Origin of the sequence: Halopseudomonas maritima (assembly GCF_021545785.1) — a bacterium.
Classification (GTDB): Bacteria; Pseudomonadota; Gammaproteobacteria; order Pseudomonadales; family Pseudomonadaceae; genus Halopseudomonas; species Halopseudomonas maritima.
This window is the reverse complement of sequence record NZ_CP079801.1, coordinates 2,711,931-2,726,694: the sequence shown is the minus strand read 5'-3', so window position 1 is coordinate 2,726,694 and position 14,764 is coordinate 2,711,931. Positions and strand designations below refer to the sequence as shown.

Annotated in this window: 12 protein-coding genes; 5 read left to right on the top strand and 7 right to left on the bottom strand. The window is 61.1% G+C overall.

The genetic code is table 11. From position 1 onward, the window contains the following. Positions 1-55 precede the first annotated feature (55 nt). Positions 56-1,117, bottom strand: a complete 1,062-nt coding sequence (lptG, locus tag HV822_RS12555; protein WP_238870475.1) for an LPS export ABC transporter permease LptG — start codon at positions 1,115-1,117, stop codon at positions 56-58. After that, positions 1,104-2,207, bottom strand: coding sequence for an LPS export ABC transporter permease LptF (lptF, locus tag HV822_RS12550; protein WP_238870474.1), 1,104 nt, complete (start codon positions 2,205-2,207; stop codon positions 1,104-1,106). The genes lptG and lptF overlap by 14 nt, the downstream gene beginning before the upstream one ends. Positions 2,208-2,334: 127 nt before the next feature. Here lptF and HV822_RS12545 point away from each other — a divergent pair, with 127 nt between their 5' ends. From HV822_RS12545 to yejK, 5 genes are all read left to right on the top strand, one after another. Then, the gene (locus HV822_RS12545) at positions 2,335-3,825 is read left to right on the top strand and encodes a leucyl aminopeptidase (protein ID WP_238870472.1); all 1,491 of its coding nucleotides are present in this window, start codon (positions 2,335-2,337) and stop codon (positions 3,823-3,825) included. A 130-nt stretch (positions 3,826-3,955) separates the two neighbouring features. Beyond that, the gene (locus tag HV822_RS12540) at positions 3,956-4,387 is read left to right on the top strand and encodes a DNA polymerase III subunit chi (protein ID WP_238870471.1); all 432 of its coding nucleotides are present in this window, start codon (positions 3,956-3,958) and stop codon (positions 4,385-4,387) included. 3 nt (positions 4,388-4,390) lie between these two features. Next, positions 4,391-4,867, top strand: coding sequence for a hypothetical protein (locus HV822_RS12535; protein ID WP_238870469.1), 477 nt, complete (start codon positions 4,391-4,393; stop codon positions 4,865-4,867). A gap of 174 nt (positions 4,868-5,041) precedes the next feature. Continuing rightward, positions 5,042-7,960: a valine--tRNA ligase gene (locus HV822_RS12530; protein ID WP_238870467.1), complete on the top strand. Its 2,919-nt coding sequence runs from the start codon at positions 5,042-5,044 to the stop codon at positions 7,958-7,960. Positions 7,961-8,008: 48 nt separating this feature from the next. Beyond that, positions 8,009-9,016 carry a nucleoid-associated protein YejK gene (yejK, locus tag HV822_RS12525; RefSeq protein WP_238870466.1) on the top strand — a complete coding sequence of 336 codons (1,008 nt, stop codon included), beginning with the start codon at positions 8,009-8,011 and terminating at the stop codon, positions 9,014-9,016. Positions 9,017-9,037: 21 nt separating this feature from the next. Here the strand turns inward: yejK and pelG are convergent, their stop codons facing one another. From pelG to HV822_RS12500, 5 genes are read right to left on the bottom strand one after another with little or no spacing between them, the layout of a single operon-like run. Continuing rightward, on the bottom strand, positions 9,038-10,408 hold the full coding sequence (pelG, locus tag HV822_RS12520) for an exopolysaccharide Pel transporter PelG (RefSeq protein ID WP_238870464.1): 1,371 nt from the start codon (positions 10,406-10,408) through the stop codon (positions 9,038-9,040). A 5-nt stretch (positions 10,409-10,413) separates the two neighbouring features. Next, positions 10,414-11,919, bottom strand: coding sequence for a GT4 family glycosyltransferase PelF (gene pelF, locus HV822_RS12515; RefSeq protein WP_238870462.1), 1,506 nt, complete (start codon positions 11,917-11,919; stop codon positions 10,414-10,416). Next, the gene (locus HV822_RS12510) at positions 11,916-12,896 is read right to left on the bottom strand and encodes a tetratricopeptide repeat protein (RefSeq protein ID WP_238870460.1); all 981 of its coding nucleotides are present in this window, start codon (positions 12,894-12,896) and stop codon (positions 11,916-11,918) included. Before HV822_RS12510 ends, pelF begins: the two co-directional genes overlap by 4 nt. Further along, positions 12,874-14,238 (bottom strand): PelD GGDEF domain-containing protein, encoded by a 1,365-nt coding sequence (locus HV822_RS12505; protein WP_238870458.1) that lies wholly within the window; start codon positions 14,236-14,238, stop codon positions 12,874-12,876. The genes HV822_RS12510 and HV822_RS12505 overlap by 23 nt, the downstream gene beginning before the upstream one ends. Then, complete coding sequence (locus tag HV822_RS12500) at positions 14,238-14,756, bottom strand: penicillin-binding protein activator LpoB (protein ID WP_238870456.1); 519 nt, start codon at positions 14,754-14,756, stop codon at positions 14,238-14,240. The genes HV822_RS12505 and HV822_RS12500 overlap by 1 nt, the downstream gene beginning before the upstream one ends. Positions 14,757-14,764 lie beyond the last annotated feature (8 nt).

The following is a 14,764-nucleotide window of genomic DNA, read 5'->3' as shown; positions in this document are numbered from 1 at the left end:
TAGCGGGAACGGCGGGTCACCCCCTATACCCGAAAAATGCTGGCAAAAAGCCGCATCAGCCAGCGCGCCGCATCAACCAGGCCCCCAGCACCAGCAATAGCACGATAGGCAGCAAGACCGCGATCAGCGGCGAAAAACCGAATACCAGGCTGGACGGACCCAGCAGATCCTGAACAATCTGGAACACAAAGCCGACCAGCACCCCGGTAAACAGTCGCTGGCCCATGGTGACCGAGCGCAGCGGGCCAAAGATAAAGGACACCGCCACAAACACCAGCACCGCCGTCGCCAGCGGCTGGAACAGCTTCTTCCAGAAAGCCAGCCAGTAGCTCTGGTTATTCAGGCCCTGCTCGGCCAGATATGTTTGATAGCGCCAGATACCGGTCAACGGCAACGCGTCGGCCTCCAGCAACACAACCTGCAGCAGCTCGGGGGACAGGTGCACATCCCAGCGTTCCTGCAGATTGACGGTCACCGAGCTTTCGCCGGTATCGGCAAAGTGGGTCGAGCGCACGTCTTCCATCAGCCAGTCGTCTTGCTGCACCGCAGCGCGGCTGGCAAAGCTGGCCTCCAGCAGGCGACGCTGATCATCAAAGCGATAGCGGGTAATACCGTAGAGCACACCGTTGGGCTGCACCGCGTTGATATGCAGAAAGTCATTACCCTCACGGTGCCACAAGCCCTTCGACTTCAACGCCTCATCACTGCCCTCGGCAATCGCCTTGCGGCTTTCCGCCAGGTTGGCGGTGTAGGGCGCAATGTATTCGCCAATGCCAACGCCCAACAGCATCAGCAATAACAATGGCTTCATGACGGCCAGGGTAATGCGTGTGATGGATACGCCAGAGGCGCGCATGATGGTCAGCTCGGAGTTGCTGGCCAGCGTGCCTAGCCCCACCAAACAGCCGACCAGTGCCGCCAGTGGCAGTAGCTCGTGCACCCGCCCAGGCAGCGACAGCAAGGTGTAGACCAGCGCCTGCAAAGGGCCGTAGCCACCCTCGACATCATCCAGCTCGTTGATATAGGAGAACAGCAGGTCCAACCCGAGAATCACCGCCAGAACGGCGAGAATGCCCAGCAACACCGCACTGCCGATATGTCGATCAAGACGCCGCATGCTGACCTCCCTGCGCCTGGCGCGCACCAAACAGCGCCTCGCGGTTAAGCACAACCCCGATCAGCAGAAACAACCCGTGCACCCACCACAGACCCAGCGCTGGCGGCAGCTTGCCCGACTCGATCCAGCCGCGCGCGCTGATCAGCAGCGCCAGATAGGACATATACAGCAGAATCGCCGGCAGCAACTTGAGAAAACGTCCTTGCCGCGGATTGACCCGCGCCAAGGGCACGGCAAAGAAGGCGACAATCGGCACCAGCAGCGGAATCGCGATGCGCCACTGCAGCTCGGCGCGCTCATCCAGCCCCTGCTCGCGCAGCAGCTGCCGGGTCGGCATCGCCTCACGGTCGCTCACTTCAGTTTGCACTTCAGGTTTGGGCAGCAGCACCCCGTAGGTGTCATAAGAAATGGTACGAAAATCGGCCGACCCAGGCTGCCCCTCATAACGGAACCCCTGGTTCAGCACCAGATACCGGCTGCCGTCCGGGTTCATCTCCTGGGTGCCTGATTCGGCCACCAGCACCCCCAGCACAGCGTCTTCACCGTCACCACGGCGCTCGGTGATAAACACGTCCTGCAACTCGGTGCGGTCTTCCGATAGGCCACCGGCGTAGGTTACCCGCTGACCACTGCCCAACGCCTGAAAGCGCCCGGCGGCCAGCGTGTCAAACTCGGTCAGGGCGTCCTGCTGGTTCAGCAGCAGCTGGGTTTTCAACACGCCACCGGGCGCTACCCAGAAGCTCAACAGCGCTACCAGCAGGGCAATCAGCAGCGCCGGCCCCTGGGTATAGGCAATCAACCTGCGATCGCTCATGCCCGTTGCCGACAGCACCGTCATTTCACTATCCAGATACAGGCGTCCGTAAGCCAGCAAGATACCGAGAAACAGCCCCAAGGGCAGAATCAGCACCATAAAACCCGGCAGGCGGTAGGCCATGATGATAAATAGCACGGAGGCATCCAGCTGGCCGGCTGCGGCCTGCGCCAGATACTTGATAAAGCGGCCACTCATGATGATCAGCAGCAGCACGCCACTAACGGCGGCCAGCGTCCACAACACTTCGCGGCTGAGATAACGAAAAACAATCACGAATCAGGTCCTTGGCTCCGGGGTCTTTAAGGGCCGGCGCGAATAGGCCAGAATGCTGGCAGACAGACACCCGCGGGAATTTGCCCGTATTATCAGTCAATCATCTCGATTTGTCTTGGGGAGCACCATGGAGTTCAACGTTAAGCACGGCGCACTGGAAACCATCAAATGCGGCTGGCTGGTCGTCACCGTCAGCGAAGGCAAGACCCTGAACGGTCCGGCCGCCGAGCTGGACAAGGCCTGCGGCGGCCAATTGAGCACTGCACTGAAGAACGGCGACCTCAGCGGCAAGAGCGGTAGCAGCCTGACTCTGTTTGCCCTGCCCGGCATCGCCGCGCAGCGTGTTCTGCTGCTTGGCAGCGGCAAGGACGAGCCCCTGAGCGACCGCGCCTGGCGCAAACTGGCGCAACAGGCGCTGAGCGCGATCAAGGCCGGCCCGGCTGGCGACGCCGTATTTGCGCTGACGGGCTCGGTAAAGAACCGAGATATTGCCAGCCAGACACGCTTGCTGGTCGAGGCCTGCCGTGACCTGCTCTATACCTTTGATCAGTTCAAGAGCAAAAAGGCCGATAAGCCCAAACTGAAAAAAATCGCCCTGTGGAGCGCCGACAAAGCCGATGCCGCTGCACTCAAGCGCGCCATCAGCGAGGGCAATGCCATTAGCGACGGTATGGCCCTGACCCGCGATCTGGGCAACCTGCCGGGCAATGTCTGCACCCCCACCTACCTGGCCAACCAGGCCAAGGCGCTGGCCAAGACCCACAAGGAGCTGGACGTCGAGGTGCTCGACGAAAAGGCCATGAAGGCACTCGGCATGGGCGCCCTGCTGGCCGTCAGCGCCGGCAGTGTCGAACCGGCCAAGCTGATCCGCATCAGCTACAACGGCGGCAAGGCAAAAGACAAGCCGCACGTCCTGGTCGGCAAGGGCATCACCTTTGACACCGGCGGCATCAGCATCAAGCCGGCGGCCACCATGGACGAAATGAAGTACGACATGTGTGGCGCGGCCACCGTATTCGGTGTTCTCAAGGCGGCGGTCAGCCTGCAGCTGCCGATCAACCTGGTGGGCCTGATTGCTTCGGCCGAGAACATGCCCAGCGGCACCGCGACCCGCCCTGGCGACATTGTTACCAGCATGTCCGGACAGACCATCGAAATTCTCAACACCGACGCCGAAGGCCGACTGGTATTGTGCGACGCGCTGACCTACGCCGAACGCTTCAAACCGGCCAGCGTGGTCGACATCGCCACCCTCACCGGCGCCTGCATCGTCGCCCTGGGCAGCAATGCCTCCGGCCTGATGGGCAACAACGAGGAGCTGATTGGCCAACTGCTCGACGCCAGCACCCAGGCGGGCGATCGCGCCTGGCAACTGCCGCTGTTCGAGGAGTATCAGGAGCAGCTCGACAGCCCCTTCGCTGACATGGCCAACATCGGCGGCCCCAAGGCCGGTACCATCACCGCTGGCTGCTTCCTGTCGCGCTACGCCAAGGCCTACCCCTGGGCGCACCTGGACATCGCCGGCACCGCCTGGGTCAGCGGCGGCAAGGACAAAGGCGCCACCGGCCGCCCGGTTCCGCTGTTGATGCAATATCTGCTTTCTCAGGCTAGCGCCTGAGAAAGCGGCTTAAAGCTAGAAGCTGAAGGCTGGAAGTCGCAGGAATGCGTCGCTCTAAACAACCTGCACAGGTCGAAATCTTCCAGCTTCCAGCCTCAAGCTTTCAGCCCAGCGAGCACAGCGAGCGCCTATGACCCGCATCGATTTCTACCTGCTCTCCAGCGACCAACCGCAGACGCGGCTGGCGTATGCCTGCCGGCTGGCGCACAAGGCCTGGCAGAAGGGCCACCGCGTATACCTGCATTGTGCCTCCGAGCAAATGTGCCAGGAGCTGGACGCACTCCTGTGGTCGTTCCGCCGCGACGCCTTTGTGCCCCACGTCATTCTGGGCGAAGGGCCGGAGGAAGCGGTGAGTTGCGGTAATGGAGACCAGCCGGGCAGTCACGATGACCTGCTGATCAACCTGTCTGAACAGACCCCAGGCTTCTTCAGCCGCTTTCAGCGGCTAGCCGAAATTGTTGTCGAGCACGATACCGTGCGTCTGCCGGCGCGTGAGCGCTTCCGTTTTTACCGCGAGCGCGGCTATCCTCTACACTCCCATCAAATACGGACAGCGGGATGACCCATGAAGCAGCGCGACCCCTCGGAGCCCTCACGACTGCTGGAAGACCTGGAGTCCATCCGCACCCTGCTTGATGAGCACCCCGAGCCGGAGGTTGGCGACGACGGCCAGCTCGACATTCCCCTGCTGCAGGACGTCATTCTTAACCCTGACGAGCCGCCCCTGAGCGCTATCGACCGCCCTGCCCCCCCGCTTACCAGTGGCATGGCGAGCAAGTCACCCAACCCCTTTCTGCCCTACGCCTCGCTGGCCAAGCTGGCCGAAGAGCGCATGCAGCTGGACCAGATCATGGCGCAGCAGAGCCCGCTGACCGCAGTGCCCAGCTCGCCGCGTGAAGCGCGCCTGGAAGCCCGCCTGCAGGCCGAAGCACAGCTGCTGCTGCAAGAGGTGATCGACGACCTGATGCCGACCATCGAAGACGAGCTGCGCAAGCGCATGCAGGGCAAGTTGCAGCAACTGGTGCGCGAACAGCTGAAATAGCCTGCAGGAGGCACTGATCAGCCGGCCGTCGGCAATTATTCCTCGCCTCGCACGCCCGACGGGCTGGGCCTTGTTTGCCCGACCCCGCTATAATGGCGGCTTTTCCTGCGCGCCCGACGCCTGCCGCGTCCCCAGCGCTTGCCATTCCTGAATAGCCGGATAGCCAAGACACCCATGGACAAGACCTACCAGCCCCACGCCATCGAAACTTCCTGGTACCAAACCTGGGAGCAGAACAACTACTTTGCCCCCCAGGGCTCGGGCGAGTCCTATACCATTGCCCTGCCGCCGCCGAACGTCACCGGCAGCCTGCACATGGGCCACGGCTTCAACAACGCCATCATGGACGCGCTGATTCGCTTCCGCCGCATGCAGGGCCGTAACACCCTGTGGCAACCGGGTACCGACCACGCCGGTATCGCCACGCAGATGGTGGTCGAGCGCCAGCTGGCTGCTCAGGGCATCAACCGCCACGACCTGGGCCGCGACGCGTTTCTGGAGAAGGTCTGGGAATGGAAGGAAGAGTCCGGCGGCAACATTACCCGCCAGATTCGCCGTCTGGGCAGCTCCGTTGACTGGAGCCGCGAGCGCTTCACCATGGATGACGGCCTGTCCGAGGCGGTAAAAGAGGCCTTCGTGCGCCTGCACGAAGACGGTCTGATCTACCGCGGCAAGCGCCTGGTCAACTGGGATCCGAAGCTGCACACCGCCATCTCCGATCTGGAAGTAGAAAACCACGACGAGCAGGGCTCGCTGTGGAACCTGCGCTACCCGCTGGCCGACGGTGCTACCACCGCCGACGGCAAGACCTACCTGATCGTTGCCACCACCCGTCCGGAAACCATGCTGGGCGACAGCGCGGTGGCCGTGAACCCGGAAGATGAGCGTTATCAGGCGCTGATCGGCAAGTTCGTCGAGCTGCCGCTGGTTGGCCGCCGCATCCCGATCATCGCTGACGACTACTGCGATCCAGAGTTCGGTACCGGTTGCGTGAAAATGACCCCGGCCCACGACTTCAACGACTATGAAGTCGGCAAGCGCCACAGCCTGCCGCTGATCAACGTGCTGGACAAGGACGCCGCCGTACTGGCGCGCGCTCAGGTGTTCAATATCGACGGTAGCGTCAACAACGAGATCGACGCCGCTCTGCCGGGCGCCTACGCCGGCATGGACCGCTTCGACGCGCGCAAGCAGATCGTCGAAGACTTCGACGCCCTTGGCCTGCTTGAGAAGATTGAGCCGCACGCCCTCAAGGTGCCCAAGGGCGACCGCTCCGGCGTGGTCATCGAGCCCTGGCTGACCGACCAGTGGTATGTCTCCACCAAGCCGCTGGCCGAGCCCGCCATTGCTGCGGTCGAAGACGGTCGCATCCAGTTCGTACCCAAGCAGTACGAGAATATGTACTTCAGCTGGATGCGCGACATTCAGGATTGGTGTATTTCCCGTCAGCTGTGGTGGGGTCACCGCATTCCGGCCTGGTACGACGAAGCCGGCAACGTCTACGTTGGCCGCGATGAAGAGGAAGCCTATCGCAAGGCGCTGGAAGCCAACGACCGTGAAGCGGAAGCAGAGCTGCCGACCCTGGACGAACTCAAAAATGCTGCCATCGCCTGCGGTCTGGGCGTGCTGCGCCAAGATGAAGACGTACTGGATACCTGGTTCAGCTCGGGCCTGTGGACCTTCTCCACCCTCGGCTGGCCGGAACAGACCGAAGCGCTGAAGACCTTCCACCCGACCGACGTACTGGTGACCGGCTTCGACATCATCTTCTTCTGGGTGGCCCGCATGATCATGCTGACCATGCACCTGATGAAGCATGACGACGGCAGCGCGCAGATCCCGTTCAAAACCGTCTACGTGCACGGTCTGGTGCGCGATGGCCAGGGTCAGAAGATGTCCAAGTCCAAGGGCAACGTGCTCGACCCGCTGGACATCATCGACGGCATCGACCTCGAATCGCTGGTCAGCAAACGCACCAGCGGCATGATGCAGCCCAAGCTGGCCGCCAAGATCGAGAAGCAGACCCGCGCCGAATTCCCCGATGGCATCGCCGCCTACGGTACCGACGCGCTGCGCTTCACCAACTGCTCGCTGGCCTCCACCGGCCGCGACATCAAGTTCGACATGGGCCGCGTCGAAGGCTATCGCAACTTCTGCAACAAGATCTGGAACGCCGCGCGTTACGTGATGATGCAGTGCGAAGACAAGGACACCGGCGTTAACGGTGAGGCCGTAGAGCTGACGTTGGCTGACCGCTGGATCATCTCCCAGCTGCAGCGTACCGAAGCCGAAGTGACCCGTCAGCTCGACCAGTTCCGCTTCGACCTGGCGTCCAACGCGCTCTACGAGTTCATCTGGAACCAGTACTGCGACTGGTATCTGGAGCTATCCAAGCCGGTGCTATGGGACGAAAGCGCGCCGGCCGAGCGCCAGCGCGGCACCCGTCGCACCCTGGTGCGGGTACTGGAAACCGCGCTGCGTCTGGCACACCCGTTCATGCCCTTCATCACCGAAGAAATCTGGCAGCGTATCGCGCCCATGGCCGGCAAGCAGGGTGACACCATCATGCTGCAACCCTGGCCCGTGGCCGCCGAAGACCGCATCGATAGCGCCGCCGAAGGCGACATCGAGTGGCTCAAGGCGCTGATTCTCGGCGTGCGTAACATCCGCGGCGAAATGAACGTAGCACCGGGCAAGGCACTCGACGTACTGCTGCGCAAGACCACCGCCGAAGACCTGCGTCGTCTGGGCGACAACGAAACCTTCCTGAAGAAACTGGCCAAGCTGGAGTCGATCCGCGTCCTCGGCGACGACGAAGAAGCGCCCCTGGCTGCTACCGCGCTGGTCGGTGAGCTGGAAGTGCTGGTACCCATGGCCGGCCTGATCGACAAGACCGCCGAGCTGGCGCGTCTGGACAAGGAAATCGGCCGCCTGGAAGGCGAGGTCAAACGCGTAGGTGGCAAGCTGTCCAACCCGGGCTTTGTCGACAAGGCGCCCGCCGCCGTCATCGACAAGGAGCGCGCCAAACTGGCCGAGGCCGAGAAAGCCCTGGCCCAGCTGAGCGAGCAACGCAGCCACATCGCCAGTCTCTAAACCCTGTCAGCGCCGCCCTGCGGCGGCGCTGTCTGCCGAGAGCCCGTCATGCCCATCGACAACAGCATTGTTCATCAGATTCACAAGAAGCCCGATGGCCAGCCGGCCAGCCTGACCCTGCGCGATGCCGAGCTGGCCAGCTCGGCCGCGCTGGAGCAACTGCTGGCCGGTCTGATTGAGGCCTACAACAGCAAGCCGAACAAAGCCTGGGGCTACTTCCACAACGAAAGCGGCGCCTATCCGTTCAGCGGCTGGCTGCAACAACTGATAGACCAGGAGCTGGACTTCGTCCACTTCTCCAGTCAGGCCACTGAACACCTGAAAACGCTGATGGAAGGCTCCAACCTGGCACTCGGCGGGCATGTGCTGTTCATCCGCTATCGCCAGGGCATGACCGCGTTTCTGGTCATCGCGCTGCTGCACCACACCGAAGGCGTGACCGTGACCGATGAACTGGATGTGGCGGCCGCTCGTCATCTGGATCTGTCCAGCCTGAACATGGCCGCACGCATCAATCTGACTGAGTGGAAACAGAACGCCAGCGCCAAGAACTACATCTCCTTTATCCGCGGGCGCAGCGGCAAGCGGGTATCAGACTACTTCCGCGACTTTATCGGCTGTGTGGAAGGTGCCAATCCAGAGGAAGAAACCAACACCCTGCTGCAGGCCTTCAGCGACTATGTCGGTGAAGCCTCACTTGAGCCAGAGCTGGTGAAAGACAAAGCCAAGGCCATGAGCAGCTACGTCAACAGCCAGAGCAAGGCTGGCGAGCAGGTTGCATTGGAGGAGCTGTCTGGCGTGATCGACGAGGAGCATCCGCGCGCCTTCTACGACTACATCCGCAACAAGGATTACGGTCTTAACCCGGAAATGCCGGCGGACAAGCGCGCGATCAGCAATTTTATGCGCTACTACGGCAAGGCTGACGGACTGTCCATCAGCTTTGAGTCACACCTGCTTGGCGAGCGGGTGGAATACGACGAGACTGAAGACGCGCTGGTTATTCGCCACCCGCCCAAGGGGCTGGTACAGCAGCTGCGTAACAAGCGGCGCTGAGAGCGGCACTGAGGCAGTGCCTCAGTGCTCCAGCATAAAGGTGCTGTACTCCAGCTTCTGCAATGTCTGATTGAGGCGAAACACTCCCATCAGCACACACATAATCAGCGAAACGGTGAAGCCGTAGCCAAAGAAGGTTGGGCCCAGGTACAGAGTGGCCAAGGTAAGCAGCGCATTGAGCAATACAAACAGTACACACAACTCCAGTGCTACTCGGCGCTTGTCGAGATAGAAGAACACGTTGAGCAGCGCCATAAACACCACCTGCACGCTGACCCCCACCAGATCCACATAGAACAGCGGCAGGTAGTGCTGTGATATCCCCAACTGCTCCAGCAGCATGGGCGCGCCGAGAAACAGCAATAGCACGGTCAGCCCCTGCACCTTGCAGATTTCCTGCAGCCCCTGGCGAATCGACAGCGTCATTTCATTCTTCAGCTGACGGATATGCTGCAGCGTCTCACCCTCGCGCACTGCGCGGAACAGGCGCTCATACCATTCGGCAAAATCGGTCTCGATACGCACCAGGAACACCGCCATACCGGGAATGATCGACAAATAGGCGAGGAAGATAGGCAAATCGTAGATTAACGACGCACGCAGCGGACCAATCACCTGCTCGGACGTCGCCTCGTTGCTCCAGAACAGGAATTTGTCGATCCAGATGCCTAGGTTGTAGCAAAAGCCGGTCACCAACAGGCTGATGAACACCTTGCGCCGCTGCAAGAACTCAAACGCGACCAGACGCTCAGACGGATACTGGCGCAACACATCAAACAGGAAGATGAACAACAGCAGTGCATGCCCGATCAACAGCGCCAGCAGCAGTCCCTCCATGCCCGCGTTGCGCAGAAAGAACGCAGTCAAAATCATCCCGGCGTACCCCAGCAACATCACTACCAGAATACGGTTGTAGGCTTTCATGCCGGACAGAAACACGATCACCAGCCAGAGATTGCACAAGGTCACAAAGTTGGCCAGCATCAGCACCCGGTAGACAAAGGGTTGATCAAACAGGACAACCAGCACCAAGGTCCCCAGCAAGCCGGAAAACAGCGTGACCATCAGCAAGATACCGAGCAGATTAGGCGTAATGGCGTCCATGCGCTGCTCGAACAATCGGTCGGAAACAAAGCGCGTAAAGAACAGTTGCAAACCGCCGGTCACAATCAGCGAGGTCGCCATCAGGTAGGTAACACTGACCAGAAACTGGCGTACCAGAACATCTGGCACCACAAACCCGATACTCATGACGCCGATCAGCATCACGCTGATAATCGACAACACCCAAGGGCCCGAGCTGATCAACCCGGCATACAGATAGGCTCGCAGCGTGGCACTGTAGCTATCCTTGGCGAGAATGCGCCGCAGTTCAAATCCGATACCGGCCATCTGCTCTAACCCTCTCCCATCGCGGCACGGTACAGCCGCCAATAACGCGCAAACATCAAATCATCACTGTAGCGCCGCTGCACCCGTTGCTCGCCAGCCTGCTGCGCAGCATGCCAGCGGTCGGGGTTCTGCAGCAGTCGCTGGATTGCTCTGGCCGTGGCCAACGGGTCGGCAATCGGCACGACTTCACCGGCTACGCCCAACGCCCGGTCTTCGTCACCAACCCCTTCGATCAATTCGCGACAGGAGCCAACATCGGTGCTCACTACCGGTGTACCGGCACACCAGGCCTCGAGGATGACCAACGGCTGAGCCTCACTGATGGAGGTCAACACCGCTACACCCAATTGCGGCATGATCTCGCGAATGTTGCAGAACCCCAAAAAGCGCACCTGGGCAGACAAGCCCAGGCTACTGACCAGGCTATGACATTCGTGCGCGTAGGCGGGATCCTCATCTTCGGGGCCGACAATCCAGGCCTCAAAGTCAGGTATCTCGTTGACCACTGAGCGCACTGCACGCAGGAAGGTTTTCACATCCTTGATCGGCACGACACGGCCGATCAAGCCAGCAACCGGCGCGATGCCCTCCGGTCGATGGGCGCGGACCTGCTGCCACTCACTCAAGGCAATACCGTTGGGAATGACCTGCGTTAACGCCGGGGGGGCACCATCACGAATCTGCCGCGCGCGATTGCCTTCGTACAAAGAAATGATCGGGTCAGCATTCTGATAAGCCAACAGTCCCGCACGCTCGAAGTAGCGAATCCACAAGGTACGGATATAACCACTGGTAGCGGCCAGACCACTCACCTCTGAATTCTCGCTTTTACCCGACACCCAAGCAGCCTGAGCCAGATCGATCCTGCGCTCCTTGGTATAGATGCCATGCTCGGTAAGGATGAATGGACATTGCCAGTAGCCCTTCAACAACGCCCCGAGCAAACCGGCGTACCCGGTTGACACCGCGTGCACCGCGCGCGCGCGCGGCAGCCTGCCCAGCAACTCGGTCAGCATGACCAGCGGCGTCTGCATGGTACGCAGGGTCCAGAAATAGTCGATAAACGACGGATCGCTGCAATGCTCCAGATAGCCCTGACTCAATACTTGCCAACTGGCCTCGCTGCGCAGCAACTGGGCGCTGGTGATACGACCGGCAACCAACTGCCGCAATAGCTCCTGGCCGTGCTCCGGAGTTGGCATGTCCGGATGCTGGAAGTAGCGATACAGGCTTTCCAGAGCATCCCGATCTCCAGTCGGTGGCGTGTCGTCTGGGCGAGCAGGATAGCGCCAGGCATCCGACACAAAAATCTCCTCCAGATGCACCACGTTGGGAGGTATCAGGTAGTGACGCTGTGGGTAGCCATCGCGTTCGCCACCGATAAACACCACGCTAAAGCGCACATCCGGCAGCCCCAGCAACATCTGGTGCACCCAGCTGGATACGCCCCCCCGTACATAGGGCCAGGTACCTTCAAGCAGCAGACAGATATCCGCCTGTGGAGCACTCATAGCCAATATCCTACGGTCGCTGCCAGCGGTGGCTTGGCGCGCCTGGCCGGGCTGATACGTCGCAACTGGTTGACGACCTCACTGTAGCGATGCTCAAGAAATGCAACCTCGGCCTGCAGGGGCGCCAGGCGGCTCGCGCCCACCCCAAGATCGGCCGCCTGCTCCAGAAAGCGCCTGGCCTCGACAGCCTGGCCACGTGCGATCTGAATACGCCCTGCCAGCACCGCCAGATCACCGGAAGGCTCAGAGCGCAGCGCAGCATCCGCGTGTTCCAGCGCCTGCTGCAGCACGTGCTGCAGCACGCCACCCTGCGCCAGACCAAGGTAGGCCAGCTCCCAGTACCAACCAGCCAGAGCCGCGCGCGTAGCCGCTGACGGGGTGTTAGCCTGCCGCTCAAGCAGGCGTTCGATATGCTGATTAATGTGGTTTTCGCGCTGATCGAGCATCGAGTAAGCAAGCAAGCGCACATCGTCTTCCGGATCACGCAGCGCCAGTTTGAGTACTGGAACCGCGTCGTTGCCAGGCATCGCTCGGGTCGCCAGCAAGGCAGACAGCCGGCGTTCAGAGTCGCCAGCCAGTTGCAGCACGTCCTGCAGGCCACCATCGTTAAACAGCGGCGAGTGCCACTCGTGTACGGCCCGATAGGGCAAGCTCGGCATGCGCGTCAGTTGCCACCCCTGCTCAACCTCGCGTCGCGGCAGATAAAGCCCGGGGAACACCCCCAGCATGACACCAACGGCACCAGCCACCGGGATAAAGAAAATCAGACTGAACAGCAGCAATGGTGACCAGGGCAAGGGAAACCGATAGCGCTTGGGCAGCACCAGCCAAAGTGCCGCGGTCAACATCACAGAGGCGACGGCATGGGGAACCACATACAGATACACCCCCTCGATAATTGAGGGGTTGCTCAGCAGCCCACCCCAGCTACCCAGCTCAAAGGCCAGGGCGCCGCTAAATAGCCACTTGCTGGTCATTCAGCCCACACTCCTGATATAAAAACTCGGCCAAGGCGCTGTCCGGTTGGTTCTGGCGGATCTCGTAATAGTGAATGCCAACCCCCAGCGCCTGGAGGCTGGATGCGTTATCAAAGCGCTCTTGCACCATAAGATTCAAGCGCTGGCTATATCCGAGGCTGCCGTCCTGATCAGTCAAAGGCATCAGCACCAGCACGCCCTCTCCCCCATTGGCGCTCGACAAGACCAACTGCAGGTCGAGACCTCGCTGGCTTTCAATCAACAGCTTTTGCAAGGCGACGCTATCATCCGGCAACTTCAGAAACATCAGACTGCTAGGCAGATCGTGCTCGTTTGCATCGCGCAACGCGCGGCGCAGTTGCACAGAAAAGCGGCGCGCCTCCGCGTCATCCGGACGCAACAGCTGGCGGGGCGTTTCCAGCAGATCTGCCATGTGCCCACCCAACAGCGCCAACAAGGTAAAGGTGCGTTCATTGAATGCGAAGAAGGGCATGCTATGCACCGCGACCACGGCCAGCACTTCGCCCTCAACCGACAGCAGGGGGATGCAAGCCTGTAATGCTGATACCTGTTCCTCTCGGCCAGTTTCCAGAAAGCTGTCGCGTACGCTGACGACGTCACCACGCTGCAGACACAGCGTCAGCAGCAGATCATCCGCGCTCAGCTCGACCGCTTCGCCAATCTCTGCCAGCGGCCGCTGCAACAACAACTCACCCTCGCGCACGGCATAAAGGGCTGCGGCATTGAAAGAGCCATATTGCGCCAGTACCCCCAGCAACGCGGGTGCCATCTGCTCAAGTGCGTCACCCTGCGGCTGCTCCTGCAGCTGACGCCGAAGCAGCAACAAGGTGCTGCGCAGACTGGTATCGCTGCCAGCAACACGCTGCTCCAGCCGCTCATGGGAGCTGCGCAGCACATGATAGGCGCGGGTAAACTCGTCAAGCCGGTACTGGCGGTACTCGTTGGCCGTTTGCAGGCGCTCCAGGCGACGGCCCCAGAGGTCTCGAAACTCGCCAACCACCATGCTGGAGACCAGCACGCCGACGATAAAGGAGCCTGGCAGTTCGACATAACCCGCCAAGCCGAGGCGGTGCAAAACATAGGCGACCAGCACCAGCAGCGCCGCACTGCACGCGCCCTGCAAAAAACCGTAACGCACCGCCAACAGCAGTGGCGCCAGAATCGGCCACGGGAAACCGTGCAGAAACAGCGGGTCCGCCGGGTGCAGCCAATAGCATACGCCCAGCACAAGAGCCGTAAGCAGCGGCGTTTCCACCCAGGACCAGCGACGGTTGTTGCCGGGCGCCAGGCGATAATCCTTGTGCACCGAGTTCTTGAACATTAGTCGATCCGCAGGTCACCGATCAGAGTATTGAGCACCTTCTGCGCCGAGCCGGCGAGGCTTTCGCGCGACCAGCCGGCACGGGCACCACTGTTGCTCCACAGCACCTGTCCGGTGCGCGCATCCAGCACCCGCAGGCTCAAGCCTACGGCCGGCTCGCCGTCCAGGCCATTCTTGTACTGCCACTCTTCGACACTGCCGCTGACCAGATAATCAAAGCCCTGCCCCTGAGCCCACTGCAGCGCCTGCTCGTAGCGCTTGTGATCATCCAGTACCAGCAAGTCCTGATCCTCGACATGCGGATAGATGCGCGGCTGGATGCCCTCTTCCGACAGTACGCTAAGCAGAATCTGCTCGCTGCGCTCGCCGGCCTGCGGGGTCTGCGAATAGTTGACCATCGGTAACAACCCCCAGTTGGCTGACGCCGGAAAACTCGGGCCATCGTTCCCCGAGAAGGTGCTGCAGGCGGAGACGGCCAGCAGGGTCGCCGCCAGTGTCATACCCTTGAGAATGCGCATGTTGTGCT